The 24,697-nt window shown below is 63.2% G+C and carries 25 protein-coding genes; 18 read left to right on the forward strand and 7 right to left on the reverse strand.

What is annotated here, in order from left to right:
* Positions 1-17: 17 nt before the first annotated feature.
* Positions 18-962, forward strand: coding sequence for an AraC family transcriptional regulator (locus LSG43_RS01185; RefSeq protein WP_231800571.1), 945 nt, complete (start codon positions 18-20; stop codon positions 960-962).
* A 67-nt stretch (positions 963-1,029) separates the two neighbouring features.
* On the opposite strand, the gene LSG43_RS01190 is transcribed toward LSG43_RS01185, so the two are convergent.
* The gene (locus LSG43_RS01190; RefSeq protein ID WP_231800572.1) at positions 1,030-1,569 is read right to left on the reverse strand and encodes a TetR/AcrR family transcriptional regulator; all 540 of its coding nucleotides are present in this window, start codon (positions 1,567-1,569) and stop codon (positions 1,030-1,032) included.
* Positions 1,570-1,679: 110 nt separating this feature from the next.
* On the opposite strand from LSG43_RS01190, the gene LSG43_RS01195 reads away from it, so the two are divergent.
* The 4 genes from LSG43_RS01195 to LSG43_RS01210 all read left to right on the forward strand — a co-directional run bounded on the left by LSG43_RS01195 (position 1,680) and on the right by LSG43_RS01210 (position 4,204).
* On the forward strand, positions 1,680-2,561 hold the full coding sequence (locus LSG43_RS01195) for an SDR family oxidoreductase (RefSeq protein ID WP_231800573.1): 882 nt from the start codon (positions 1,680-1,682) through the stop codon (positions 2,559-2,561).
* Positions 2,562-2,728: 167 nt separating this feature from the next.
* Positions 2,729-3,379 (forward strand): dihydrofolate reductase family protein, encoded by a 651-nt coding sequence (locus LSG43_RS01200; RefSeq protein ID WP_231800576.1) that lies wholly within the window; start codon positions 2,729-2,731, stop codon positions 3,377-3,379.
* 8 nt (positions 3,380-3,387) lie between these two features.
* Positions 3,388-3,756 (forward strand): ArsR/SmtB family transcription factor, encoded by a 369-nt coding sequence (locus LSG43_RS01205; protein ID WP_231800578.1) that lies wholly within the window; start codon positions 3,388-3,390, stop codon positions 3,754-3,756.
* Positions 3,740-4,204, forward strand: coding sequence for an SRPBCC family protein (locus LSG43_RS01210; RefSeq protein ID WP_231800580.1), 465 nt, complete (start codon positions 3,740-3,742; stop codon positions 4,202-4,204). Before LSG43_RS01205 ends, LSG43_RS01210 begins: the two co-directional genes overlap by 17 nt.
* A 496-nt stretch (positions 4,205-4,700) precedes the next feature.
* Here the strand turns inward: LSG43_RS01210 and LSG43_RS01215 are convergent, their stop codons facing one another.
* Positions 4,701-5,714: a zinc-binding alcohol dehydrogenase family protein gene (locus tag LSG43_RS01215; protein ID WP_231800582.1), complete on the reverse strand. Its 1,014-nt coding sequence runs from the start codon at positions 5,712-5,714 to the stop codon at positions 4,701-4,703.
* Positions 5,715-5,819: 105 nt separating this feature from the next.
* Here LSG43_RS01215 and LSG43_RS01220 point away from each other — a divergent pair, with 105 nt between their 5' ends.
* The 11 genes from LSG43_RS01220 (at position 5,820) to LSG43_RS01270 (ending at position 14,603) form a co-directional block, all read left to right on the forward strand.
* A complete protein-coding gene (locus tag LSG43_RS01220; protein WP_231800584.1) occupies positions 5,820-6,194 on the forward strand; it encodes a winged helix-turn-helix transcriptional regulator in 375 nt (124 codons plus the stop codon).
* Between the two features lie 324 nt (positions 6,195-6,518).
* Positions 6,519-7,013 (forward strand): universal stress protein, encoded by a 495-nt coding sequence (locus LSG43_RS01225; RefSeq protein WP_231800586.1) that lies wholly within the window; start codon positions 6,519-6,521, stop codon positions 7,011-7,013.
* A gap of 371 nt (positions 7,014-7,384) precedes the next feature.
* Positions 7,385-7,951, forward strand: a complete 567-nt coding sequence (locus tag LSG43_RS01230) for a NifU family protein (RefSeq protein ID WP_231800594.1) — start codon at positions 7,385-7,387, stop codon at positions 7,949-7,951.
* Between the two features lie 104 nt (positions 7,952-8,055).
* Positions 8,056-8,652, forward strand: coding sequence for a tRNA (adenosine(37)-N6)-threonylcarbamoyltransferase complex dimerization subunit type 1 TsaB (gene tsaB / locus LSG43_RS01235; RefSeq protein ID WP_231800595.1), 597 nt, complete (start codon positions 8,056-8,058; stop codon positions 8,650-8,652).
* On the forward strand, positions 8,649-9,128 hold the full coding sequence (gene rimI / locus LSG43_RS01240; protein WP_231800596.1) for a ribosomal protein S18-alanine N-acetyltransferase: 480 nt from the start codon (positions 8,649-8,651) through the stop codon (positions 9,126-9,128). Before tsaB ends, rimI begins: the two co-directional genes overlap by 4 nt.
* A gap of 37 nt (positions 9,129-9,165) precedes the next feature.
* Positions 9,166-9,606 (forward strand): Fur family transcriptional regulator, encoded by a 441-nt coding sequence (locus tag LSG43_RS01245; protein WP_231800597.1) that lies wholly within the window; start codon positions 9,166-9,168, stop codon positions 9,604-9,606.
* A gap of 10 nt (positions 9,607-9,616) precedes the next feature.
* The gene (locus LSG43_RS01250) at positions 9,617-10,402 is read left to right on the forward strand and encodes a lysophospholipid acyltransferase family protein (RefSeq protein ID WP_231800599.1); all 786 of its coding nucleotides are present in this window, start codon (positions 9,617-9,619) and stop codon (positions 10,400-10,402) included.
* 54 nt (positions 10,403-10,456) lie between these two features.
* On the forward strand, positions 10,457-11,827 hold the full coding sequence (gene miaB, locus LSG43_RS01255; RefSeq protein WP_231800601.1) for a tRNA (N6-isopentenyl adenosine(37)-C2)-methylthiotransferase MiaB: 1,371 nt from the start codon (positions 10,457-10,459) through the stop codon (positions 11,825-11,827).
* 52 nt (positions 11,828-11,879) lie between these two features.
* Positions 11,880-12,917: a PhoH family protein gene (locus LSG43_RS01260; protein WP_231800603.1), complete on the forward strand. Its 1,038-nt coding sequence runs from the start codon at positions 11,880-11,882 to the stop codon at positions 12,915-12,917.
* 5 nt (positions 12,918-12,922) lie between these two features.
* Complete coding sequence (gene ybeY, locus LSG43_RS01265) at positions 12,923-13,396, forward strand: rRNA maturation RNase YbeY (protein ID WP_231802753.1); 474 nt, start codon at positions 12,923-12,925, stop codon at positions 13,394-13,396.
* A 199-nt stretch (positions 13,397-13,595) separates the two neighbouring features.
* A complete protein-coding gene (locus LSG43_RS01270; protein WP_231800604.1) occupies positions 13,596-14,603 on the forward strand; it encodes a hemolysin family protein in 1,008 nt (335 codons plus the stop codon).
* 53 nt (positions 14,604-14,656) lie between these two features.
* Here LSG43_RS01270 and LSG43_RS01275 read toward each other — a convergent pair whose 3' ends face one another.
* The 3 genes from LSG43_RS01275 to LSG43_RS01285 form a co-directional block, all read right to left on the reverse strand.
* Positions 14,657-16,246 carry an MBL fold metallo-hydrolase gene (locus tag LSG43_RS01275; RefSeq protein ID WP_231800606.1) on the reverse strand — a complete coding sequence of 530 codons (1,590 nt, stop codon included), beginning with the start codon at positions 16,244-16,246 and terminating at the stop codon, positions 14,657-14,659.
* A gap of 28 nt (positions 16,247-16,274) precedes the next feature.
* A complete protein-coding gene (locus tag LSG43_RS01280) occupies positions 16,275-16,826 on the reverse strand; it encodes an ActR/PrrA/RegA family redox response regulator transcription factor (RefSeq protein WP_231800609.1) in 552 nt (183 codons plus the stop codon).
* 69 nt (positions 16,827-16,895) lie between these two features.
* On the reverse strand, positions 16,896-18,236 hold the full coding sequence (locus LSG43_RS01285) for an ActS/PrrB/RegB family redox-sensitive histidine kinase (protein WP_231800610.1): 1,341 nt from the start codon (positions 18,234-18,236) through the stop codon (positions 16,896-16,898).
* A 156-nt stretch (positions 18,237-18,392) separates the two neighbouring features.
* On the opposite strand from LSG43_RS01285, the gene LSG43_RS01290 reads away from it, so the two are divergent.
* Both LSG43_RS01290 and LSG43_RS01295 read left to right on the forward strand, forming a co-directional pair.
* Positions 18,393-18,845, forward strand: coding sequence for a DUF2852 domain-containing protein (locus LSG43_RS01290; RefSeq protein ID WP_231800611.1), 453 nt, complete (start codon positions 18,393-18,395; stop codon positions 18,843-18,845).
* Positions 18,846-19,043: 198 nt separating this feature from the next.
* Positions 19,044-19,778, forward strand: a complete 735-nt coding sequence (locus LSG43_RS01295; protein ID WP_231800612.1) for a M48 family metallopeptidase — start codon at positions 19,044-19,046, stop codon at positions 19,776-19,778.
* 158 nt (positions 19,779-19,936) lie between these two features.
* Here the strand turns inward: LSG43_RS01295 and LSG43_RS01300 are convergent, their stop codons facing one another.
* Entirely contained in the window at positions 19,937-22,021 is a 2,085-nt protein-coding gene (locus tag LSG43_RS01300) for a transglycosylase domain-containing protein (protein ID WP_231800613.1), read from the reverse strand.
* Between the two features lie 229 nt (positions 22,022-22,250).
* Positions 22,251-24,680, reverse strand: a complete 2,430-nt coding sequence (gene gyrB / locus LSG43_RS01305; RefSeq protein ID WP_231800614.1) for a DNA topoisomerase (ATP-hydrolyzing) subunit B — start codon at positions 24,678-24,680, stop codon at positions 22,251-22,253.
* Between the last annotated feature and the right edge of the window lie 17 nt (positions 24,681-24,697).

A 24,697-nucleotide genomic window follows, 5' to 3' on the forward strand; every position in this document is an offset into this window, starting at 1 on the left:
TTTCGAATGAGTCCAGAATGGCTGATCCCCTTGCCCAGATCGTCGGTTTGCTGCGCCCGGGGGCACCGTTTTCCAAATGCGTCACGGGCTCGGGGCCATGGCGCGTGCGGCGGACGCAGTCGCCCAATCCCTATTACGTTGCCGTGCTCAAGGGGAGCCTGCGCTATCGGGATCACCAGGGCGGCGAGGTCGTCGTCAACGCGGGCGACTTCATCCTCATTCCCTCGGCGCAGGACTTCATGATGCTCAGCGATGTGCCCAGCAAGAATAGCGACATGGTCGTCGACCCGGTCATCCTGCCCGGCGGCGGATACCGCGTCGGCAGCGTCGACGGTCCCATCGATATGCGGGCGCTCGTGGGTTACTGTATCTTCCAGTCCGACGATGCGGTCCTGCTCTCCTCGCTGCTGCCCAAACTGGTGGTCGTGCGTGCCCAGCATCGTCTGGCCATGCTGATGGAGTTGCTGGGCGAGGAGGCCGTGGGAGACAGGCCGGGGCGGGAGGTCGTGTTGCAGCATCTCCTCGAAGTGCTGTTCATCGAGGCGCTGCGGACGACAGCCGAACCGGACAGCGCCCCGGGATTGCTGCGAGGCCTGTCGGACGAGCGGCTGGCCGTGGCGATAAGGCGTATGCATGCAAAGCCCGGCCGCGGCTGGACCGTCGCCGAACTGGCGCGGGAATCGGCCCTGTCGCGGTCGGGGTTCCATGCGCGGTTCGCAAGCGCGGTGGGCATGGCGCCGATGGAATATCTGACGGCCTGGCGGCTGGCTTTGGCCAAGGACCTGTTGCGCAGGCGCGAGGCGAGCGTGGGCGAAATCGCCCGGCAGGTAGGCTACCGCTCCGCCAGCGCCTTCAGTGTGGCGTTCACACGCGACGTGGGCGTCACCCCCGCGCGCTACGCGCGCGAGACCGCCACCGCCTTGTCCGGCACGGCGGCGGCGTTTGAAGGTGCCATCGCCTGAACGGCGCGCAAGTCCGGCCAGAGAACACGCCGCCCGATATGCAGCCAGCGAGCGGGAGGTAGGGCGTCTACGAATCTCCGGCGGGGGAGACGAACAGATCGAGCTCCTTGAAAGCCTCGGCAATGCACGTCTCGAGAGGCTGGGACGCTTTCTCGAACCACAAGCCGAGCGCATGGCCCAGGACGACCAGGCCCGCCTTTGCTGCAAAGGCCGCGCGCGCCGGTGCAATGCCGCGCTTTTGCAAGGCGTCGGCCACCACGCCGGCCAGCGCGGCATGCTTGGCCACTTCCCGCTCCATCAACGCTGGATTGGCTGCGATGATGTGCTGGCGCGGCTCGGAGAAGCGCCGGTTGCCCTCGAGCAATGGCGTGACATCGGCAAAGGCGCGGCGCAGAACCGCGCGCGGCGGCAGGTCCGCCGGTGCCTGCACGATCGCCTCGGTCAGCGCCGCGCTCAGCACCTCCTGGCCGGCGAACAACACCTCCCGCTTGTCGGGAAAGTGCCGAAAAAACGTGCGCTCGGTCACCCCGGCCCGCGCGGCGATCTGAGCCGCCGTGGTCTGCTCGAAACCGTTCTTTGTGAACAGCTCGAGGGCAGCGATTTGCATACGGTAACGGGCGTCTTCGGAAGAGCGTGGCATATCTTCATATAACCCTGTTGTCAGTTACTGTCATCTTGTCTATATGTCAGTCACTGACATAACGCAGGGAGATACGCATGCGCGTTTTCATCACTGGCGGCACCGGCCTCGTCGGCACCCCCGTCATCGCCGAACTGCTTGCCCACAATCACACCGTCCTGGCTTTGGCACGCTCGGAGGCCTCCGCCGACGCCGCTCGCAAGGCCGGAGCCGAGCCAATCGCCGGTAGCCTGACCGATCTCGACGTTCTGCGCGCCAGCGCAGCGAAGGCGGACGGCGTCATTCACCTGGCCTTCAGCAATGATTTCAGCAGCCCCCAAGCGCTTGCCCGCAGCGTTGCCGAAGAGACTGCGGCGCTGACCGCGCTCGGCGATGCGCTTGTTGGCAGCAATCGCCCTCTGGTCACCGTTTCGGGCACGCCCGGGATCCCGGGGCGCGCCGCGACGGAGGCCGATCCGCTGCCGCTCGATGGTCCGGTGGGTGGCCGCAGCCGCACGGTCAATGCCATTCTCGGCCTCGCCGCGCAGGGCGTACGCAGCGCGTCCGTCCGCCTGCCCCGCACAGTGCACGACAAGGGCAATGGCGGCTTTGCGGGCCTCCTGACCAATATCGCCCGCCAGTCGGGCGTCTCCGGCTATGCGGGCGATGGTAACCAGCGCTGGCCGGCGGTACACGCCCGCGACGCCGCGGTCCTGTTCCGTCTGGCGCTGGAACACGCGCAAGCCGGCACCGCCTGGCACGCCGTGGCCGACGAGGGCGACGCGGTGCGCGACATTGCCGGCGTCATCGGCCGCCGCCTCGGCCTGCCGGTGCAGTCGGTTCCCCCCGAAACCTATGGCCCGCTCGGCCCCATCTTTGCCGCCGATCAGCCCGCCTCAAGCGCACACACGCGCGAGACTCTTGGCTGGACCCCGACCCATCCGAGCCTCCTCGCCGATCTCGAAAACCTCGAGCCTTAGCGGCAACAAATGGTCCGGGCGACGCGTCTCGGCCAGGTGGGTGTCACACGCAGCCACGGCCCGGTCGCCTCGCAGCCTCATATGCCTGCGCAAAAACTTTCCTCTTGAGAGAAGTATCAATGCATGATAGTTCGCCAAAAGGAATACTATTGTGACTGGAGGCTGAAGTGCGCGTTGTCCTTTTGAATTTTCTATCGCTCGACGGCGTATATCAGGGCCCGGGATCTCCAGATGAGGATCGATCGGGCGGCTTTGACCGGGGTGGCTGGTTTGTGCCCTTCGTTGATGCGGTGATGGAGCAAAGGGTGGAAGAGTGGGCGGCCTCTGCGACCGGATTCCTGTTTGGCAGGCGAACATACGAGGAATTTTCCACTGTGTGGCCTACGATCACTGATCCGGCCGACCGCAATGCTGCACGTCTTAATTCACTTCCCAAATATGTTGCGGCAAGCGCGTCGGTCGACACCGCTTGGGGGCCGGCAACGGTCTTGAATCAGGATGTTGAAGGCGCAGTGGCGGCGCTGAAACAAAATGGAAGCGGCGAGCTTCAGGTGCACGGCAGCGGGCGGCTGGGGCGGTCGCTCTTAGCCGCAAACCTCGTTGATGAATTGCGCATCGCCATCGCTCCCGTGATTGTAGGCCAGGGTCGGAAGCTCTTTGGCGAGGCCCCAGCGCCCTTGGGGTTCAATCTGCTTTCCGAGGAACGGACCCCGGCGGGCCTTTTAATGTGTCGTTTTGAGAACTCCGGCGACGGAGCGGTCGGAACATATATCCGTGGGCAAACCAATCTATCGGTTGCCGGCTCCGCAGGCGAGTGAGGGTTTAAATGATCCAATCAGCCACGCAACAGCCTGACGAACTAAGCAATATCTTTCTTGCGCTCGCCGATCCGACCCGTCGAGCAGTCATTGCTCGACTTGGGCAAGGGCCGGCCAGCGTCAGCGAACTCGCACGTCCGTTCGACATGGGACTGCCGTCGTTCATGAAACACATTCGGCTTCTTGAAACGAGCGGGATGATCCGAACCAGAAAGGCGGGGCGGACCCGGACATGCGTAATCGACGGTCCAGGCCTTTCCAGTGCGGAGCAGTGGCTGGCGGGGCAAAGAAAAATTTGGGAAGCGCAGACGGACCGGCTGGAAGCATTCGTCTTGAGCGAACAGGAAGAGGGAGCCGTCAGTGACCGCGGAGCTTGATCTTGAGGTTTCGCGCCTTATCAAGGCACCGCGAGACCGCGTTTGGAATGCCTGGGTGGACCCGAAGCGCCTGGCTCAATGGTGGATACCACACCCTTTGACCTGCCGGGTCGTCAGTCTGGACGTGCAGCCAGGTGGGGCGTTTGTCACCGAGATGAGCAAGGATGGCGGGCCTTTCGTGCCCCACCTGTCAGCGTGCTTTCTCGAGGTTATTCCCGAGCAACGCATCGTTTACACAAACGTACTTACCGGTGGCTGGCGGCCAGCGAACAACGGGTTTGTGACGGCGATCATCACGCTATCGGACCACCCTGAAGGGACCCGATATCGCGCACAGGCCTTGCACAAAGACGGTGCGGATCGGGCGAAACATGAAGAGCTTGGATTCCACGATGGCTGGGGCACAGTCGTGGCTCAATTGGCAGAACTCGTTGAGGCCAAACCCTGATATCGAAGGAGCAATATCGGCCACGCTCCGTCCCATTCACCCCACCCCTCCTCAAATCCGCTGTGGCAGCATGCCGCGTCTCGCAACAGGCACCGGAACCCGCGCTTGTCCGATCCCTCAGACCGCTATGCGGATGAATACAAACGCAAATTTCTCGTTATCGTGGATGAGAGCGAGGAATGCGCCAAGGCGGTCACGTTTGCCGCGCAGCACCTGGCGCTGACCGGGGGGGCATCTCACCCGCCATCTGGCGTGTTCATCCGCGGTGGCGCATAACACCGGAGTTTGAACAGGGAGTCGTACAGGGCGAGATCAGCTAGGAATGCACAAACCTCAGCAGGATTGATCCTGGAAGCCGCCTTCCGTGTCGAAGAAGAGCGTACGCCGGCGACCTTGGTCGAAGTCACCGACACTAGTTGAGACCGACGATGGCCTCATGGTTGCTGTGATCGACCCCGCACATGGCCATGCCGATCTGAGGGCCGCTGTTGCTGTATCAGAAGCCCTCCAGCACGATCTTGCCCTTGGCCCGGTTGGTTTCAAGCAATGCATGGGCTTTTTTGAGCGTGGCGGAGTTGATGGGCGAGAGCACTTCCGTCACCGTCGTCTTGATCTTTCCCGCATCGATCAGCTTGGCCACCTCGTTTAGAAGCTTGCCCTGTTCGGCCATGTCGGCCGTCCCGAAGATGGAACGGGTGAACATCAGCTCCCAGTGGAGCGATACCGACTTGCGCTTGAACTCCAGCGCGCTGAGATGGGCAGGATCATCGATTAGACCGAAGCGTCCCTGCGGTGCGATCAGGGTTTCGATGGCTTTCAGGTGATGATCGGTACTGTTGGTGGAAAAGACGAATGCCGGGGCGCCCAACCCGAGGGCCGCGACTTCTTCAGCAAGGTCCTTGCTGTGGTCGACCACGTGGTGGGCACCCAGCGACAGCACCCATTCCCGGGTTTCGACGCGGGATGCGGTAGCGATCACGGTGAGGTCGGTCAGGGCGCGAAGCAGCTGGATGGCGATAGAGCCAACGCCACCAGCGCCGCCAATGGTGACAATCGCGTTGGCGGCGCCTGGCACCGGTCGGCGAACATCGAGCCGGTCAAATAGCATTTCCCAGGCGGTGATGGCGGTCAGCGGAAGGGCCGCCGCTTCGGCATTGGAGATGGTTTTCGGTTTGTGGCCCACGATGCGAGCCTCGACGAGGTGGAACTGACTATTGGCACCGGCGCGGGCGATAGAGCCGGCGTAAAAGACCTCGTCGCCCACCGCAAAGCCGGAAGCCTGTGGACCAACCTCGGCTACGCGACCCACCGCGTCCCAGCCGAGAACCTTCCATTCGCCTTCCGGCGGCCTGCCGCCACTGCGCACTTTGGTGTCGACCGGATTGACCGAGACCGCAGCGACCTCGACCAGAAGGTCGTGCCCAGTAGCAGACGGGCGGGGCAGGTCGATGTCAACCAAGGCATCCGGGCGGTCGATGGAACCGGGCTGCTGATATCCGATGGCTTTCATGGCGGGCTCTCCTTGCGAGCAATTGCTGTTCGCCACAAATGCGACTACGTGTAGTTGATCGCAATACGTACAAGCATTGCACATAGTGTCGAAAAGGATACTGTTATGGCCAAAGCGCGTCATTCACGCTTCGACTGCAATCCTGGCTGCTCGGTAGAGGCGGCGATTGGGCTGATCGACGGCAAGTGGAAGTCGATCGTCTTGTGGCATCTGCTTGGTGGCACCATGCGCTTTAACGAGATCCGCCGCACCATGCTCAACTGCACGCCGCGCATGTTGACCAAACAGTTGCGTGAGCTGGAAGAGGATGGGCTTATCGTCCGCAAGGTCTATGCGCAGGTGCCGCCCAAGGTGGAGTATTCGCTCTCTGAACTCGGCCGCAGCATGGAGCCGATTCTCTCGGCGCTGAAGCGCTGGGGCGACGCCAATATCGGACTTTATGGAAAGCCCCAAGGGCACGATCCGCGCGAAGCGACCTGATCAGCATCCGCGCAGATGAGTGGTTGGCAGACGACGGGTTTCCGCCCTCGCCATGTCCAGCGTCCACGTCCGGGCGCCGTTGATCGGCATATAGCTTCGGTGACAATTCGGGTGAATTCATCACGATGTTATGCCAGATCGGGTTGGCGTGTTGGCATGGTGGTGGGGATCAGGGCTGGAATACGGCGGCTTATCGCTGTCGCCTACCAATAGCGGACTGTCAGGTTTCCACCCCACTCTGGTCATTGCACCCCACCCCTCTTGCCACCCTCAAATCCGCTGTGGCAGCATGCCGCGTCTCGCAACAGGCACCGGAACCCGCGCTTGTCCGATCCCTCAGACCGCTATGCGGATGAATATAAACGCAAATTTCTCGTTATCGTGGATGAGAGCGAGGAATGCGCCAAGGCGGTCACGTTTGCCGCCCTGCGTGTCCGCCGCACCGGCGGCACGGTCGTGCTTCTCTCGGTGATCGAGCCCGACGACTACCAGCACTGGCTCGGCGTCGAGGAAATCATGCGCACTGAGGCGATGGAGGCCGCCGAATCCATGCAGGCCCGCCAGGCCGCCCGCATCGCCTCGTTCGGCTCGATCAAGGTCGAGCGCGTGATTCGCGAGGGCAAGAAGGCCGAGGAGATCGAAGGCCAGCTGGCCGACGACCCGGATATCGCCATCCTCGTTCTCGCCGCCGCCGATTCCGCCGAAGGCCCCGGCCCGCTGGTGTCTTCCATAGCCGCCCGCGGCGCCAACGCCCTGCGCGTCCCCGTCACCATCGTCCCCGGCTCGATCCCGGACGGCGATCTGGCGGCGCTGTGCTAGTGTAGGTGAAACCCAAAACGCGCCCGGCGCTTCTGACCTCGCCCGAGCCTTGATCCCGCCCCAGCAAGGGGAGGAAGGCAATGCCGTGCTCGCGCCTGCGTGCGCATGCCCCAAAAGCCCGGCATCGGCCCGATTCCCCTCCCCCCTTGTGGGGAGGGGTTAGGGGTGGGGTGTCAGGAGTGGGGGTATTCGGCGTCCGCCCGGAATGACGGGCGCAAGCGTGCGAGGTGACGCAGCGAGGGCGCAGGCGTGACGCCACGCAAAAGCCGCGGCCCTCCCCACTTGCAATCCCCGCCAAAAGGACTATCTTGGCATCAACTTGGAATGGTTCTAAAAAGCTGTTCCGCCCGCGCAGCAACGGATTGTACGCGATGTTTATTCAGACCGAAGTGACCCCGAACCCGGCAACGCTCAAATTCCTCCCCGGCCGCGAAGTGCTCGCCGGCGAGCCGCGTGATTTCCGCGATGCCGACGCCGCGCGCATATCTCCGCTCGCTTCGGCGCTTTTCTCCCTCGACGGGGTTTCCGGCGTGTTTTTGGGTTCCGATTTCGTTTCCGTCACCAAGGACGAGACCACCGATTGGGCCCATATCAAGCCCGCCATTCTTGGCGCGGTGATGGACCACTATATGAGCGGCAAGCCGATCCTCGCCGAGGGCGCCCCGCCCGCCGAGGCCAATGACGCCGACGAATTTTTCGACGCCGACGACGCCGAAACCGTCGAGGTGATCAAGGAGCTGCTCGCCACCCGCGTGCGCCCCGCCGTCGCCATGGATGGCGGCGACATCACCTTCAAGGGCTATAAGGAAGGCACCGTCTTCCTCCACATGCAGGGCGCCTGCTCGGGCTGCCCCTCCTCGACCGCGACGTTGAAGTCCGGCATCGAAAATCTCCTGCGCCACTTCGTCCCCGGCGTCGAGCAGGTGCAGCAGATCTGACAATCCAATAGAACAATCGAATAACGGCCTCACATCCGTAAGACCGGAGCCCCGTAAGCCCTCGCGCTTGCGGGGCTTCTGTTTTGCGCCTAAAGCCTTTTGCCATGACACTGCCCGTAACCCTCGCCATCGATACCGCCCGCGACCGATTGCAGATCGCGCTGGGCAATTCGGACGGAAAAATCGATGTCGAAATCCGCGATATCGCGCGCGGGCACGCCGAAATCATCATGGATGTCATCGTGGCCATCCTCGCGCGCAACGGGCTCGGCTACGAAAATCTCGAAAAAGTCGCGGTGACAACTGGTCCGGGCTCTTTCACGGGCCTGAGAATCGGGCTCTCCGTCGCCCGTGGGCTGGGGCTTGCTCTGGGCGTGCCCGTCCTCGGCATTTCCTCGCTTGTCGCCCTCAGTTTGTCCCACGATGGACCCATTGACCTCATCGTCGATGCCAGGCGCGGCGAGGCCTACCGCCAGGCCTTCTCGGCCCCCGGAATCCCGGCCTCTGCGCCCCAACTGGTGGCCCTCGAAACGGCGCTGGAAGCCGCCGCCCGCACCGCCCCGGACGACCCCGCAATCGACATCGCCACGATGACGAAATTCGCCGCAACCGCAAATCCGGACGATTTTCCCCCCGTTCCAAACTACATCCGCGCCGCCGACGCCAAGCCGCAAACCCGCGGAAAAGTGGCGCGCATATGAGCTACTGGACTGCTCCTGCAGGCCTTTTCATCGGCTATGGCGAACCCGCCCACGCCGATCATCTGGCGCGTCTCCACGCCCAGGGTTTTTACCGCGGCTGGCCCCGCGACGACTTCGAGGCCTACCTCGCCGACCGCCTGAAAACCCCGGCCTACGTGGCTTTGGACGCCCGCCGCACCCCCCGCGGCTTCGCCATGCTGCGCCTTTCCGGCGACGAATGCGAGCTCCTCACCATCGCCGTGGAGAAGAAATTGCGCGGCAAGGGCGTCGGCCGCGCGCTGCTTGCGGCCGCCGTCTCCGACCTCGTGACGACACCCGTACGCACCATGTTCCTCGAGGTCGACGAAACCAATCTGGGCGCCATAAAGCTCTATAAAAACTTCGGTTTTACGGAAATCGCGACGCGCCGGGGCTACTACCCCAAGCCCGACGGCTCGACCGCCACCGCCCTTGTCATGCGCGCCGATCTCGGCTAACCCCCAAGATTGACGGCGGAAATTTCGGAGGTGCGCCATGAGCACGCAATCGGGCAGCGAGGCCACGCTCGAAGAGCAATGCGTCGCACGCAACATGCGCATGACCGAGCAGCGCCGCATCATCGCCCGCGTGCTCGAAGCCGCGACCGACCACCCGGACGTCGAGGAACTCTACCGCCGCGCCGCCGCCATCGATCCCAAGATCTCGCTCTCGACAGTCTACCGCACGGTCAACCTCTTCGAGGAAGCCGGCCTCGTCACCAAGCACGATTTCAAGGACGGCCGCGCCCGTTTCGAGCAGAACCCGGACGAGCACCACGACCACCTGATCGACGTCCGAACGGGCAAGGTCATCGAATTCCGCAACGAAGAGATCGAGGCGATTCAAGAGGTTATCGCCAAGAAACTTGGCTATAGGCTCGTCGACCACCGGCTCGAACTCTACGGGGTCCCCATCGCCAGGGACGGCGACGACTAAGCGTCAAGCCATGGTTTTCCGGCTCCTGTTCCTCGCCCTCGTCGTGGTGCCGTTCACCCTGGCCGGCCTGCCGATCCAACTCCTGCTGCTCGCGCTCAGGCGCCCCGAATGGACCGTCTTGCCGCGGATTTTCTTCAAGCTTACCGCCTTCGCCCTGGGCCTGCGCATCAAAATCGTCGGCGCACCGGCCAGGAACGGTCCCGCCCTCATCGTCGCCAACCACATTTCCTGGCTCGACATTCCCGCCATCGCTGCGAAGTTCCCGGTCTGCTTTGTCGCAAAGTCCGAGATCGCGACCTGGCCCATAATCGGCGCCTTGGCCAGACTGCAAAAGACCGTTTTCGTCGACCGCACCCGCCGCACCGATGCGGGCCGCACGGCTGGCGAAATGAAGGACAGGATCGCAGAAGGCGCCAACGTTCTGCTGTTTGCCGAAGGCACCTCCGATATCGGTACCCATGTCCTGCCCTTCCGCTCGGCGCTCCTGGGCGCCGCCCGCCAGGCCATGGCCGAGGGCACGGGCCACGAGGTCGTCATCCAGCCCATGGCCATCGCCTATACGGCGCTGTCGGGCCTGCCGCTCTCGCGCCACGAACGCCCGAAGATCGCATGGATCGGTGACATGGGGTTGGGCGACAATCTCAGGCAGATTCTCTCCTCGGGCCCCAAGGACGTCACCATCGCCTTCGGAGACCCCATCAAGGGCGACGGCGATCGCAAGACAATCGCCAGAACCGCCGAACGCGAGGTCCGGCGCATGCTTGTCGCCTTGAATCGCGGCCAGCCTTTGCAATGACCCCCCATAAGGGTGTAAAGGGGCCGCTTAACGAGCGAAGTGGCATCTAGCGCGATGAGCGAAACCAACACCAAGAAGGTCTTCATCAAGACCTATGGCTGCCAGATGAACGTCTACGACAGCGACCGGATGACCGACGCGCTGTCGGAGCACGGCTATGCGCCCACCACCGAGATGGGCGAGGCCGATCTCGTGCTTCTCAACACCTGCCACATCCGCGAAAAGGCCGCCGAAAAGGTTTACTCCGAACTTGGCCGTATCCGCGATTTTCGCGACGAGCGCGGCCCCGGGGCCAAAAAAATGCTTATCGGCGTCGCCGGCTGCGTGGCGCAGGCCGAGGGCGATGAGATCATGCGCCGCGCGCCCGCGGTGGATCTCGTTTTCGGCCCCCAGTCCTATCACCGGCTCCCCGAACTCGTCGCCAAGGCCGGCGCTGAGCGCGTGATCGACACAGATTTCCCCGAGGAAGACAAGTTCGCACATCTCCCCCAGCCGCGCCGCGAAGCCACCATCAAGCGCGGCTTGACGGCGTTTCTGACCGTGCAGGAAGGCTGCGACAAGTTCTGCTCGTTCTGCGTCGTCCCCTACACCCGCGGCGCCGAAGTGTCCCGTCCCGTCGCACAGGTGATCGCCGAAGCCCGTGCGCTCGCCGATGCCGGAGTGCGCGAAGTGACGCTCCTGGGCCAGAACGTCAACGCCTATCACGGCCTCAACGACAACGGCCGCAGCGTGGGTCTTGGCGAACTCTGCCACATGCTCGCAGATATCGAGGGTCTGGAGCGTATTCGCTACACCACGAGCCATCCCCGCGACATGGACGACGATCTCATCGCCGCACACCGCGACCTCGACAAGCTCATGCCTTACCTCCATCTGCCCATCCAGTCGGGCTCGGACCGGATCTTGAAGGCAATGAACCGGCGCCACACGGCAGCCGAGTATCTCGAGTTGATCGAAAAAATCCGGGAGGCCCGCCCGGACATGGCCCTTTCTGGCGACTTCATCGTGGGTTTTCCCGGCGAGACCGAAGAGGATTTCGAAGCCACACTCGATATCGTCAGGAAGGTCGGCTACGCCTCGGCCTTTTCGTTCAAATATTCCACCCGCCCCGGCACGCCGGGCGCCGAAATGGACGATCAGGTGCCCGAACCGGTCAAGGCCGAGCGCCTCGAACGCCTGCAGGCGGAAATCAACGCGCTTCAGACGGCGTTCAACGCCGGCTGCGTGGGCATGACGTTTCCGGTGCTCATCGAAAAGCCGGGCCGGAACCCCGGCCAGGTTGCCGGGCGCTCCCCGTACCTCCAGCCTGTGCATATCGAAGCCGACGAGAGCCTCATCGGCCAGATCCTGCCGGTCGAAATCACAGGCACGGCAAAAAATTCGCTTTCCGGCACGATTGTCACAGGCAAGGCGCAAGCGGTCTGATACCATCGGACAACAGAAAGATTCGGATTTGGTACCTCCCGAGCGGCCCACCTTGACACGAAACCTGAGCGTCCAGGGCGACGCGACCCCGCCCGCCCACCTCGAACTGGCGTTCGAAGACAACCGGCTTGTGTCCCAGCTTTACGGTGAGTTCGACCAGAACCTCGCATTGATCGAGCAACGGCTCGGCGTCGAGGCCAATTCGCGCGGCAATCACGTCATGCTGCGCGGCGGCGCCAACGCCGTCGATCAGGCACGCCGCGCACTCGAGTCGCTTTATGATATGCTCGAGGAAGGCAAACACGTCTCCGTCGGCGATGTCGACGGGGTGATCCGCATGGTCCAGACCGAAGACAGCCAGCTTTCGCTGCCCACCATCGAGAAAAAGGGCAAGGTGCGCATGGCCCAGATCGCCACGCGCAAGGCCACGATTGTCGCCCGCAACCCGGCGCAGGACGGCTATATCCGCGCCATGGACCGGTTCGAGCTCGTCTTTGGTGTCGGTCCCGCGGGCACGGGCAAGACCTATCTGGCGGTGGCCCACGCCGCGACGCTTCTCGAGCGCGGCGAGATCAACCGCATCATCCTTTCCCGTCCCGCCGTCGAGGCCGGCGAGCGGCTGGGCTTTCTGCCGGGCGATCTCAAGGAAAAGGTCGATCCGTATCTGCGCCCGCTCTACGACGCGCTTTACGACATGATGCAGCCCGAAGTCGTCGACCGGTGCCTTGAAAACCGTACGATCGAGGTCGCCCCGCTTGCCTTCATGCGTGGGCGCACCCTCGCCAACGCCGCGGTCATTCTCGACGAGGCGCAGAACACCACATCCATGCAGATGAAGATGTTCCTGACCCGTCTGGGCGAAAATTCGAAGATGATCATCACCGGGGACCCCACCCAGGTCGACCTGCCGCGCGGGGAAAAATCCGGGCTCGTCGAGGCGCTGCACCTGCTTTCGGAGATCGAAGGCATCCACACCACGCGCTTTACCGACAAGGACGTCGTCCGCCATGCGCTTGTAGCCCGCATCGTGCGGGCCTATGAGGGCGCCACCGGCAAGGACCCCCTCGGCGAAGGGCGGCTCGACGTTTGAGCGTCATGCTGGAGATCGACATCGCCGTCGAGGATGGCGACTGGCCCGAAGGGCTCGAGCCGCTGGCGGAAACCGCGCTGCGGACCGCGCTTGAGCATTCCGGGCGGCAACTTGCCGGTCCGGCCGAGTTGAGCGTGCTTCTGACCGACGACGCGCACCAGAAAGACCTCAACCGCCAATGGCGCGGCAAGGATTCGGCAACCAACGTGCTCTCTTTCCCTCAGATCGAACCGGACGGCCCGGTGATGGGGCTCCTGGGCGATATTTCGCTTGGTTATGAGACACTTGTCCGCGAGACGGTGGAACTCGAGAAGCCCTTTGAGCATCATTTCGTCCACCTTCTCGTCCATGGCATGCTTCACATTCTCGGGTTCGATCACGTTTCCGAGAACGAAGCTCTTGTCATGGAAGCCAGAGAAACCGATATTATGAGGCTGTTGGGATACCCCGACCCCTATGATGGCACCCAGCCACTCTAAGGGGGGCGTTTAGCCCGAAATGCGCAATGAACCAGGAGTGCTGACGGTTGACCGAAACGAGTCACCGCACCCCAAGATGACCGACAACGATCAATCTAGCGCCGCGGCGCGCCGGCCGCATCGCCTTTTGGGCGACATTGAACAGTCTGAACCTTCACCCGACAGGCGGCCCACACTGTGGGCCAGGATCAAGTCCCTGTTGCCCGGTCGCGCGGGATCGCTGCGCACCGACCTGCAGGAAGCCCTGGAATCTCCCTATGATGCGGAGATGCCGGACAGTTTTTCCGCGTCCGAACGCGCGATCCTGCAGAACGTTCTGAATTTAAGCGATATGCGCGTCGAGGACGTCATGGTCCCCCGCGCCGATATCGAAGCGGTCGAGGTCAACGTGACCGTCGGCCACGTCATTGCGCGCTTCCGCGACGTGGGGCATTCGCGCATGCCGGTTTTCGAAGACAGCCTCGATTCGGTCATTGGCATGGTCCACATCAAGGACGTGCTCAACCGCACCACCGAACCCGTCAAACCTGAAAAACACGCCAGCGGTCCTAATGGCGCCGCCAACGGCAATGGCAGCGCCAACGGCAATGGGAATGGGGCGCCGGCGAGCCCGGTCAAGTTCACCACACCGGCGCTCAAGCAGAAGATCGGCAAGCACGATCTCGTGCGCAGGGTACTCTTTGTGCCCCCCTCGATGCCGGTCATCGACCTTCTCCAGTCCATGCAGGCGACCCGCATGCACATGGCGGTTGTGGTCGACGAATATGGCGGCACCGACGGGCTCGTAACTATCGAGGATCTGCTCGAGGCGGTCGTCGGTGACATCGAGGACGAGCACGACGAGGACGAAGCCGCGATGCTCAAGCCGCTCAACGAGGACATGTTCCTCGCCGACGCGCGCATCGAACTTTCTGAACTCGCCGAGACGATTGGGCCCGATTTCGACCCTGGCGCGGTCGCCGAGGATGTCGATACGCTTGGCGGCCTCGTTTTCGCGCTCGTGGGCCGCGTGCCCGTACGCGGCGAGGTCATCTCGAAACTCAAGGGCTTCGAGCTGGAAATCACCCGCGCAGACGCCCGTCGTGTCCGCCAGGTCCGCATCACCCGCAGAAAGCGCAAGCAGCGCCTTATGATCGCCGGCCCCAAGGCGGAAGCCTCCGCAACGGCCCCGCACGAAGGGCCATCCGGACAGCAGGCGGCCGAATGAGCTAGGGCGCCTACGCTTCCCTTCTCTCCTTGCGGGAGAGGGGAGGCACGCCCTTACCGCGCTTCGTCGAGCGCGTCCTTCACCGCATCCATCACAGCTTGCCGCGCCGTGTCGTCAGGCGCCTCACGCAATTTGTGACTCAGTTCGATGATGAATTCGGCATAGGAATTATGCCAGTCATGGGCGATCTGGCCCGGATCGATCCGCGGCCGCTCGGAGGGAATTGCGGCGCCCGCGCCCCCTGCGGGCAACTCGACGAGATCGTCGAGCTCGGGCCGGATGACCTGGTCCGAGGAGAGCCCGACCTCGAGCAGCGCGGCGGCAAAGGCCTCGCGTTCCTCGTCGTCGCCATGGGTCAGGAAAACCGACCCGTGTACGGGCAGCCGCGCTTTGACCCACGCCACAAGCTCGCCATGGTCGGCATGAGCCGAATAGTTCTGGATCGTTCGGATTGTCGCCCGCACCACCGTTTCGCGGCCGTGAATACGGACTTCGTCGGCGCCGTCCTGGATCACCTGCCCGAGCGTACCCTTCGCCTGATACCCGACGAACAGGACCGTTGCGTCGTGGTGCGGCAGGTTGTTGCGCAGGTGGTGCTTGACCCTTCCCGCATCGCACATGCCCGACGCCGAGATGATGATCGCGCCGCCATGGATCATGTTGATCGCCTTGGATTCGTCCACCGTCTCGATGATCCGGAACCGCTTGTCGGCGAAAAGCTCCTCGGCGCTCAACTCGGTATCCTCGAACTGATGCGCGAAATTGCGGAATACGCCGGTTACCCGGCGCGCGAGCGGTGAATCGAGGAAAACCGCCATGGGGTTGATCGTGCCGTCCTTGATCAGGACGCCGATGTCGTGCAGCAGCTCCTGGCTACGCTCGACGGCGAAGGCCGGAATTACGACATTGCCCCCCCGCTCGAGCGCCGCGTTGAGTTCCTCACCAAGAGCCGAACGCCGTGCCTCAAGTGTATAATCGACACGGTCGCGCCCGCCATAGGTGGATTCGCACACCACGTAGTCGAGGTCGTGCGGGCTGTCCGGTTCGAGGTAAAACGCTTTCTCGTCCGGCCCGATATCGCCCGAAAAGAGAATCCTGACCGGCTTTTCGCCGTCCGCGATCTCGAGCTCGATCGAGGCCGAGCCCAGGATATGCCCGGCATTCCAGAACCGCGCCCGCACTCCGCCGCCGGGCGAGAACCATTCGCCATAGGCGTGCGCCTGGCCATGGTCGAGCGCCAGCTCTGCGTCCTTGAGCCTGTAAAGCGGCTCGACCGGCGGCTCGCCCTGGCGCTGGCGTTTGCGGTTCTCGCGCTCCGCCTCGCTTTCCTGGATCGAGGCGGAATCGGGCAGAAGAAATTCGATCAACCCCAGCGTCGGCGCCGTCGCGTGCAGCGGCCCACGATAGCCGCCTTTATAGAGTTTGGGCACCAGCCCGACGTGGTCGATATGCGCATGGGTCAGAAGGACGAAATCCATGTCCTTGGGAGAAAAGGGGAACGGCTTTTCGTTGAGCGCCCGCACCGTCTTGTTGCCCTGAAAGAGCCCGCAATCGACAAGGAACGTGCCGGCATCGTGCGTGATCCGGTAGCACGAGCCCGTGACTGTGCCTGCGGCACCGTGGAAGGACAGGGTGACGGTCATAAGAAACTCCGGATTTTCGGGGGCGGAACTAGCGCGGCGCGCGCTTGGCGAGGATCCGTTGCAGCGTCCGGCGGTGCATGTTGAGCCGGCGCGCGGTTTCCGAGACGTTGCGGTCGCACAACTCGTAAACGCGCTGGATGTGCTCCCAGCGCACCCGGTCCGCAGACATCGGGTTTTCCGGCGGCTCGGGCTTGATCTCTTCGTCCGCAAGCAGTGCCTTGATGATATCGTCGGCATCCGCGGGTTTGGCGAGATAGTCGACGGCACCCAGTTTGACCGCCGTGACCGCAGTGGCGATATTGCCATAGCCGGTCAGAACCACGGCACGGGCGTCAGGGCGGCGTTCGTGCAAGGTGGAAACCACCTCGAGCCCGTTCCCGTCTTCGAGCCGCAGGTCGACGACGGCAAACGCTGGCGGGGCCGATTTGACGGCCGCCAACCCCGCCGCGACGCTGTCTGCGATCGATACGATGAATCCGCGCTTGTCCATAGCGCGCTCGAGCCGCGTCAGGAACGGCCTGTCGTCGTCGACGAGCAAGAGTGTTCGGGCTTCGTCAGCAAGGTCGGTCAAATCGGTCATTATCGTTTTCCTCTCGCCGTCCTTTATATGGCGAATAACGCCCCAAAGGTCAAAGCCGCCCGGTGCGGCCTATTGGTACGGCTCCTCGACCAGCGCCGCACGCGACCACGAAATCTCGACACAGGCGTGCCCGTTTGCCCGCGCGTTGAAAAAGCGCAACCGCGCGCCCGTCCGCTCGAGCAAGGTCTTCGCGATGAAAACCCCGAGCCCCAGCCCGCCTGCGCCCTCGGCCGGACGCGGATCGGCGTCCCCGCCGCGCCAGCGCGTGGTGAGGTAGGGCTCACCCAGCCGGCTCAGGAGATCGGGGGGAAATCCCGGCCCGTCATCGGTGATGGTGATCACCACGCGCGACCCATCCCAGCCTGCGCTGATCGAGACCTTTTCGCGCGCGAACTGCACGGCGTTTTCGATGAGGTTCCCCAGTCCGTACAAGAGCCCGACATTGCGCGCAATCACCGGCTCGGGCCCGCCATGCTGGGACTTTGAAAGCGCGATTGACTTGCCTGCCCCCGCGCTCGAATGCTCGTGTAGTTTGGCGAGCTCGGCGACGATGTCCGAAAGCGAGGCATGATCGAAAATATCCGACCCGCCCGGCTTGAGGCTGCGCAGTTTGCCCAAAATCGCGCGGCAGCGCGCGACCTGGTCCAGAATAAGGTCGATATCTTCGGCCATTTCCTGCGTCGGCGCGTCCGAGCGCATCTCCTTGGCTGCCAGCGCGATCGTCGCCAGCGGCGTGCCCAGTTCATGCGCCGCGGCCGCTGCGAGCCCGTCGAGCGCGGAAAGCTGCTGCTGGCGCGAAAGCGCAAGCTCGGTCACCGTCAGCGCGTCGACGAGTTGGCGGGCCTCGTGCGCGACCTTACCCGTATACCCCGCAACGAACGCCACGCCGCACAGAACGGCCACCCACATGCCCACAAGATAGATTGTTGGCGGCACGAAGGGCGCGGCGGGGTCCCAGGGCAGCGGGAGATGGAAGACCGCCAGCGCCGTCGCAATCGCACCGGCAAGAACGGCCAGCAGCACCGTTTCGCGCTGCGGCAGCACCGAGGCGGACACTGAAACCGGGGCGATCAGCAAGAGCGCAAACGGGTTGCCCAGCCCGCCGGTGAGATAGAGCAGTCCGCCCACCTGCAGACAGTCATAGGCCAGTTGCAGAAACGCAAGCCGCCGCCCGGGCCGGTGTGCGGGCCCGAATCGGATCAAGAGCCCGACATTGAGCAGTACCGAAAGCCCGATCAGCGTCAGGCACGCGACAAGCGGCAGGGGGTAGCCGAGCCCGTAATGGACAAAGAGCACGCTCGCCGCCTGCCCCGCGATCGCAAGCCAGCGCAGCAGGATAAGGGTGTCGAGCCTTAGAGGATGGGCAGGATGGGCGAGCGCATGCGCGTCGCTATCGGCCAATGGGTACATGAAAAACCACTCGGAAATCTGGGCCAGGCGCCCGGCAGGCCGGGCCTATGGGCGTTCTAGCACAGGATTTCAAGGGCCAGAAATCGCATATTGGCGCCTTGACCGCGGATTTGACGACCCCAGCTATAATCGTGTTCGAACCTGGAGAGACGGACAATGAGCACTGCGATTATCAAACCTGAATGGTCGCCCATCACCATCGCTTTGATGGTTCTGGGCTTCATTATCTTCTGGCCCCTGGGCGCAGCGATGCTCGCCTATATCCTTTGGGGCGAGTATTTCGGCGGCTCGAAAGAGAAGGCCGAAAGCTGGGTCCATAACCAGCGCGAGCACTGGAAAGCCAAGAAGGCGGCTCGCCACCACTGTCATGGCCGCCACTACCGCGGTTTCGACCGGACCGGCAACGCCGCGTTCGACGACTATCGCGAAGAACAGCTCAAGCGTCTCGAAGAGGAACGGCGCCGGCTCGACGAAGAGCGCGCCGCGTTCGAGGAATACCTCGACAACCTCCACAAGGCGCGGGACCGCGAGGAGTTCGACCGCTTCATGCGCGAACGCCGCAACCGCCCCGAAAGCAACGAAGGCGGCGATCAGCCCCACCAGTACTGAAGACGAACGAGCTAAGTCCGGCGCATATGACAGGGGATGAGCCTCCCGCCCCTGCCGGACCCCCGCCCCGGAGCCTTTCCGCCGGGGCCGTGAGAAGACGGCGTACGCTTCCCCTTGGCGTGCGCCGTTTTTCTGTCTCCCGGACACCAAGCTGGTCCATACTGGCTCGAACCGATTCGCACATCGAGGGTATACCGCATGGCCCTGGGTCTCCTGCGCGCCGCAAAAATCCCTGATACGACAGAACTCGTTATAGGCGGCGTCGCAGTCGCGGTGAGCGTGAGGGTCAATCCGCGCGCCCGGCACTACCGGTTGACGGTCTCGCGCAAGGGCGAGCCCGTACTCACGTTCCCCGCCTCGGGACGCTGGAAGGAGGCGCAAGCCTTTCTCGAACGCAATCGCGGCTGGCTCTCCAAGCGTCTCGAAAAGCGCGATGGTGTCGCAAGGCTAGGCGATGGCGCCAGGGTGCCGCTGCGCGGCGTCGAGCACACGGTTCTGGTCCGCGAAGCCTTGCGCGGAACGGTCGAGCGCACAGACGGGTCCGATGGCCCCATCCTTTCGGTCCCTGGGGGGGCGGATCATTTCAAGCGGCGGCTCGTCGACTGGTTCAAACGCGAGGCGCGTGCGGATATTGAAGCGCGGTGTGCAATTCACGCTGCAAATCTCGGCGTCTCGATCGCGGCGATCCGCATGCGCGATCAGTCGACCCGCTGGGGGTCATGCTCGTCCACGCGCACGCTCAGTTTCAACTGGCGCCTCATCATGGCACCGCCCTATGTCCTGGACTATGTCGCCGCACACGAGGTCGCCCACATCCTCGAGATGAACCACGCTCCGGCCTATTGGCGTACCCTCGCGCGTACCCTGCCGGACTATGAACGCGGCAAAGCGTGGCTCAAGGCGAACGGCCAGTCCTTGATGGCAATCGACTGACCATCCCAAGTGTCATGTTATGTCATAACATTGCAACACGGGCGCGATAGCTTCAGGCTCGGATGCGGTCCGGGACCAGTTCTGGTGCGGATCAATTGCCTCCAACAAGGGGTTCGCGCCGGACCGCATCCGACCCGGCGCCGTTTGCAGGCCCGCCCCTACTGCCCGCCAAAGATCGAATTGAGCAGGCCGCCTACAGGATCGTTGGTCGGCCCGACAAGCTGCCCGCCGGTTGCCGGTGCCTGGCCTTCGGGCGGCTGGGCGACGCGCTGCGCAAGGGGAACGTAGTGACCGGGCAAATTGGCGACGGACAGTCCTTCGTGCGCCTCGACCATGAAATTGCGCCAGATTTCAGCCGGCACAGTGCCGCCTGTCAGCCCGGCCGTCGAGGTGTCGTCGTCATTCCCGATCCACACCCCGCCGACCCAGCTTGCCGTATAGCCCACGAACCAGGCGTCGCGCGTGCTCTGGGTCGTGCCGGTCTTGCCGCCCATGGGCCAGCCGGGAATCGCCGCACGGGTCGATGTGCCTTCCTGCACGCCTGTCTGGAGCATGTCGTTCATCATCCCCACCTGCTCGTCGGTAAGAATCTGCCCCGGCCCGGAGGGAACGGCCTCGTAAAGGACTTCGCCATCGGTCGTCGTGATCCGCGTGATCACATTGGCGATGACGCCCTGCCCGCCATTGGCGAAGGGCGCGTAAGCTGCCGTCAGTTCGAGCAGCGAAACCTCCTGTGTGCCCAGCGCGATCGAAGGCACAGCCTGGAAATTGGAGGAAAAGCCCATCCGGTACGCGGTCTCGATGACGTTTTCCGGTCCGATATCGATGGCGAGCTGTGCCGCGATCGTGTTGATCGACTTGGCGAGTGCATCGCGTAACAGCATCGGGCCGCGATACTGGCGATCGTAGTTGCTCGGGGACCAGCCATTATAGTTGATCGGCTCGTCGACCATCACCGTGTCGGGCGTATAGCCCTGCTGCAGCGCGGCGAGATAGACGAATGGCTTGAAGCTCGAACCGGGCTGCCGCCGCGCCGTCACCGCGCGGTTGTACTGGCTCTGATTGTAGTCCACGCCCCCCACAAGCGCCCGCACCCGGCCTTCGGTATCCATCGCAACAAGCGCGGCCTGGTCGAAATTGCGATCCGCGCCGTACTGGCTTACCGCTTCTTTGATCACGAACTCGGCGTGTTTTTGCAGATCCCAGTCGATGGTCGTGTGGACGATCACATCCTCGTTGACCTCGCCCAGATAGGCGTTCATCAGCGTTTCCACCCAATCGGCCACGTAGTACTCGGCGCCCGCTTGCCGCGTCGGCACGCTCGTCCGAGAGGGATCGATCGCAGCCGCGTCGGCCTCTTCTTGGGTGATGAAGCCCTCGCGTACCATATTCGCGAGCGTCAGGCGCTGCCGCTCGATGGCGCGCTCGGGGTAGTTCTTGGGGTTGTAGGCCGACGGCGCGGGCAGAATGCCCGCGAGCATGGCGGCCTGCCCGAGCGAAAGATTCCGTGCCGAAATCCCGAAATAGGTCTGTGCCGCCGCCTCGATCCCTGTCGCTCCGGAGCCGAAATGCACCCGGTTCACATAGAGTTCGAGAATCTGCTCTTTGGTGTAGTTCTGCTCGAGCCACAGCGCCAAAAGCGCTTCCTGCACCTTACGACCAAGCGTCTGGTCGGGTGTGAGAAACAGGTTTTTGGCCACCTGTTGGGTAATCGTGGATGCACCGCGCGTGAGTTCGCCCGCGCGCAGGGACTCCACCGCCACCGAAGCAAGGCCGATCGGATCGACACCGAAATGCGAATAGAACCGCCGGTCTTCGTTCGCAATAATTGCCAGCGGCACATAATACGGCAACTCGTGGTAGGCGATCGCCTCGCCGCCGGTCTGCCCGCGGTTGGAGAGCAACTGGCCGTTCGACGCAAGCACCTGAATATTGGGCGGCCTCTGCGGCACCTCCCAGGTATTGGGCGCGCCGAGCTCGCGGCCGTAGTAGAAAATGATGCCGCCCACCACGATTGCGCCCAGAATGCCCATGGTGAAGCAGAAATAGATCGCGCCGACGAGAAATCCGCCCAGGCCGCCGCGCCGCTTCCTGGTCTTCGCTGGTTTGCCCCTGGGCGTCTTTTTCGGCTTCTGCGCCTTCTGCGGCTTTTCCGCACGCGCGGCTTTACCCGCCGCGCCGGCGCCATTGCCGCCTTTTTTGCCGGCGTCGATACGGTCTTCGGGAGACAGACGAAGGTCCATAGAGCTCACTTTCCGGGCAGATATGGCGATTGCGTGGCGTCCCTTCCGTTCAATCGCCGGCAGTGCTCGCGCATGGACACGCGGCAGGCCAAATCAAGGCTCTGCTATTGAGCCTAAATGTGGCCGGTTTATGTGAGGTAAAGCGGCCTTATGCAAGCGGCTAGGCCAATTTGGCCCATAACACGCCTAGTGTTGCGCATCTGCACCGGCAGGTCGTAACGCGGGCCGGTCAGACGTCCAGGTTCGAAACCGCCAACGCGTTGTCCTGTATGAAATCCCGGCGCGGCTCGACGAGGTCGCCCATCAATTGGGTGAAGATGTTATCCGCGTCGTCGCTCTGGTCCACCTTGACCTGCAGGAGCGTGCGCGCATTGGGGTCCATCGTGGTCTCCCAAAGCTGCTCCGCGTTCATTTCGCCCAGGCCTTTGTAGCGCTGCATCGACACACCCTTGCCACCCGCCGCCATCACCGCGGAAAAAAGCGAGCGCGGACCGTAAATCTCGGTCATCGTATCCTTGCGCGTCAGGGTCGGTACACCGCCATAAATCTCGTCGAGCTTGCCCGCCAGCGAGCGCAGCTTGCGTGCGTCTGCCGAGCCCAGAAGCGCCGCGTCGAGCGAATGGGCTTCGGTGACCCCGCGCACCACGCGCGAAAAGACGTACCCGCCTTCGCCGTCGAGTGTGCCCGTCCAGCCGCGTTCGGTTTCGTCGGACATGCGGTCGAGCCGGTTGGCAACGCGCTGCGCGAGGTGTTGTGCGGCGGCCGTATCGTCCATCGCCTGCGGATCGAGCGCACCGACAACCGCGGCCTGCTCGATCATCTGCCGGTTGTATTTGGTGTTCTGGGCGTCGATCAGATGGTAGAGATCGCGCGCCTGTTCAACGATCGTGAGAAGATCGGCGCCCGCGTGCGAAGACCCTGACCGTGTCGTCAGGACAGCGTCGTCGACGCCGCCCGAGAGCAGGTAATCCTCGCGCGCCCGTTCGTCCTTCAAATACTGCTCCGACTTCCCGCGCGTTACCTTATAGAGCGGCGGCTGGGCGATATAGATGTGCCCGCGCTCGATGAGTTCGGGGGTCTGCCGGTAAAAGAACGTCAACAGCAGCGTACGGATATGCGCGCCGTCAACGTCGGCGTCCGTCATGATGATGATCTTGTGGTATCTGAGCTTGTCCGGGTCGAATTCCTCACGGCCGATCCCGGTCCCGAGCGCGGTAATGAGCGTGCCGACCTGGTCGGACGAGATCATGCGGTCGAACCGCGCGCGCTCGACGTTCAAAATCTTGCCGCGGAGCGGCAGCACTGCCTGGGTCGCACGGTCGCGGCCCTGCTTGGCCGACCCGCCCGCCGAGTCGCCCTCGACAATGAAGATTTCGGCCTTGGACGGATCGCGCTCCTGGCAGTCCGCGAGCTTGCCTGGCAGCGAGGAAATCTCAAGCGCGGATTTGCGGCGCGTCAACTCGCGCGCCTTGCGCGCTGCTTCGCGCGCCGAAGCGGCTTCGGCGACCTTGGAAACGATGGTCTTGGCTTCGGCGGGGTGCTCCTCGAACCATTGGGAGAGCTTGTCGTTGACAACGTTCTCGACCACCGGCCGCACTTCGGAGGAAACCAGCTTGTCCTTGGTCTGGGACGAGAATTTCGGATCGGGCACCTTCACCGAGAGGACACATGTGAGCCCCTCGCGAGTATCGTCGCCGGTGAGCGACACCTTTTCGCGCTTCAAGATGCCGCTCTGGTCGGCATAGCTCGTCACCTGCCGGGTCAACGCGCCGCGCAAGCCGGCAAGATGCGTACCACCGTCGCGTTGAGGGATGTTGTTGGTGAAGCACAGCACGTTCTCGTGGTAGCTGTCGTTCCACCACATGGCGACTTCGACCGTGATCCCATCTTTTTCCGCAACGATCGCTATCGGCGTGTCGAGCAGGGGCGATTTGTTCTTGTCGAGATATTTGACGAAGGCCTCAAGCCCGCCCTCGTAGAGCATGTCGGTCTCAACGACCTCGGGATGCCGCTTGTCCTTGAGGATGATGTGCACGCCCGAGTTCAAAAACGCCAGTTCGCGCAGCCGGTGTTCGAGCGTCTTGTAGTCGAACTCGACCATCGTGAAAGTGTCGGTCGAGGGCATGAAGGTCACCTCGGTCCCCGAGCGCCCCTCATAAGTTCCCATTTCTTCGAGCGGCTTGTCGGCGACGCCATGCGTGAAGCTGACCTCGTGGACCTTGCCGTTGCGGCGGATCTTGAGCTTGAGCCATACCGAAAGCGCATTGACGACCGAAACGCCCACGCCGTGCAGCCCGCCGGAAACCTTGTAGGAATTCTGGTCGAACTTCCCGCCCGCGTGAAGCTGGGTCATGATCACTTCGGCCGCCGAAATCCCCTCTTCCTTGTGGATGTCGGTGGGGATGCCGCGGCCATTGTCGGTAACCGTCACCGAACCATCGGCATTGAGCGTGACGGTGACGAGGTCGGCGTGTCCCGCCAGCGCCTCGTCGATCGCGTTGTCGACGACCTCATAGACCATGTGGTGCAGGCCGGTGCCGTCATCGGTATCCCCGATATACATCCCTGGCCGCTTTCGCACCGCATCGAGGCCCTTCAGGACCTTGATCGAATCCGCGCCGTATTCGGGTTCACCGGAGATGTTCGAAATATCGCTCATGAAGCTCGAGAATCAGC

Origin of the sequence: Pelagibacterium xiamenense (assembly GCF_021166475.1) — a bacterium.
Lineage (GTDB): Bacteria > Pseudomonadota > Alphaproteobacteria > Rhizobiales > Devosiaceae > Pelagibacterium > Pelagibacterium xiamenense.

What these genes read in the sequence shown, in the direction of transcription:
- LSG43_RS01185 (WP_231800571.1), top strand. Translation starts at nt 18, where the DNA reads ATGGCTGATCCCCTTGCCCAGATCGTCGGTTTGCTGCGCCCGGGGGCA.
- LSG43_RS01190 (WP_231800572.1), bottom strand. Translation starts at nt 1,569, where the DNA reads ATGCAAATCGCTGCCCTCGAGCTGTTCACAAAGAACGGTTTCGAGCAG.
- LSG43_RS01195 (WP_231800573.1), top strand. Translation starts at nt 1,680, where the DNA reads ATGCGCGTTTTCATCACTGGCGGCACCGGCCTCGTCGGCACCCCCGTC.
- LSG43_RS01205 (WP_231800578.1), top strand. Translation starts at nt 3,388, where the DNA reads ATGATCCAATCAGCCACGCAACAGCCTGACGAACTAAGCAATATCTTT.
- LSG43_RS01215 (WP_231800582.1), bottom strand. Translation starts at nt 5,714, where the DNA reads ATGAAAGCCATCGGATATCAGCAGCCCGGTTCCATCGACCGCCCGGAT.
- LSG43_RS01220 (WP_231800584.1), top strand. Translation starts at nt 5,820, where the DNA reads ATGGCCAAAGCGCGTCATTCACGCTTCGACTGCAATCCTGGCTGCTCG.
- LSG43_RS01230 (WP_231800594.1), top strand. Translation starts at nt 7,385, where the DNA reads ATGTTTATTCAGACCGAAGTGACCCCGAACCCGGCAACGCTCAAATTC.
- tsaB (WP_231800595.1), top strand. Translation starts at nt 8,056, where the DNA reads ATGACACTGCCCGTAACCCTCGCCATCGATACCGCCCGCGACCGATTG.
- rimI (WP_231800596.1), top strand. Translation starts at nt 8,649, where the DNA reads ATGAGCTACTGGACTGCTCCTGCAGGCCTTTTCATCGGCTATGGCGAA.
- LSG43_RS01245 (WP_231800597.1), top strand. Translation starts at nt 9,166, where the DNA reads ATGAGCACGCAATCGGGCAGCGAGGCCACGCTCGAAGAGCAATGCGTC.
- LSG43_RS01250 (WP_231800599.1), top strand. Translation starts at nt 9,617, where the DNA reads ATGGTTTTCCGGCTCCTGTTCCTCGCCCTCGTCGTGGTGCCGTTCACC.
- miaB (WP_231800601.1), top strand. Translation starts at nt 10,457, where the DNA reads ATGAGCGAAACCAACACCAAGAAGGTCTTCATCAAGACCTATGGCTGC.
- ybeY (WP_231802753.1), top strand. Translation starts at nt 12,923, where the DNA reads ATGCTGGAGATCGACATCGCCGTCGAGGATGGCGACTGGCCCGAAGGG.
- LSG43_RS01275 (WP_231800606.1), bottom strand. Translation starts at nt 16,246, where the DNA reads ATGACCGTCACCCTGTCCTTCCACGGTGCCGCAGGCACAGTCACGGGC.
- LSG43_RS01280 (WP_231800609.1), bottom strand. Translation starts at nt 16,826, where the DNA reads ATGACCGATTTGACCGACCTTGCTGACGAAGCCCGAACACTCTTGCTC.
- LSG43_RS01285 (WP_231800610.1), bottom strand. Translation starts at nt 18,236, where the DNA reads ATGTACCCATTGGCCGATAGCGACGCGCATGCGCTCGCCCATCCTGCC.
- LSG43_RS01290 (WP_231800611.1), top strand. Translation starts at nt 18,393, where the DNA reads ATGAGCACTGCGATTATCAAACCTGAATGGTCGCCCATCACCATCGCT.
- LSG43_RS01295 (WP_231800612.1), top strand. Translation starts at nt 19,044, where the DNA reads ATGGCCCTGGGTCTCCTGCGCGCCGCAAAAATCCCTGATACGACAGAA.
- LSG43_RS01300 (WP_231800613.1), bottom strand. Translation starts at nt 22,021, where the DNA reads ATGGACCTTCGTCTGTCTCCCGAAGACCGTATCGACGCCGGCAAAAAA.
- gyrB (WP_231800614.1), bottom strand. Translation starts at nt 24,680, where the DNA reads ATGAGCGATATTTCGAACATCTCCGGTGAACCCGAATACGGCGCGGAT.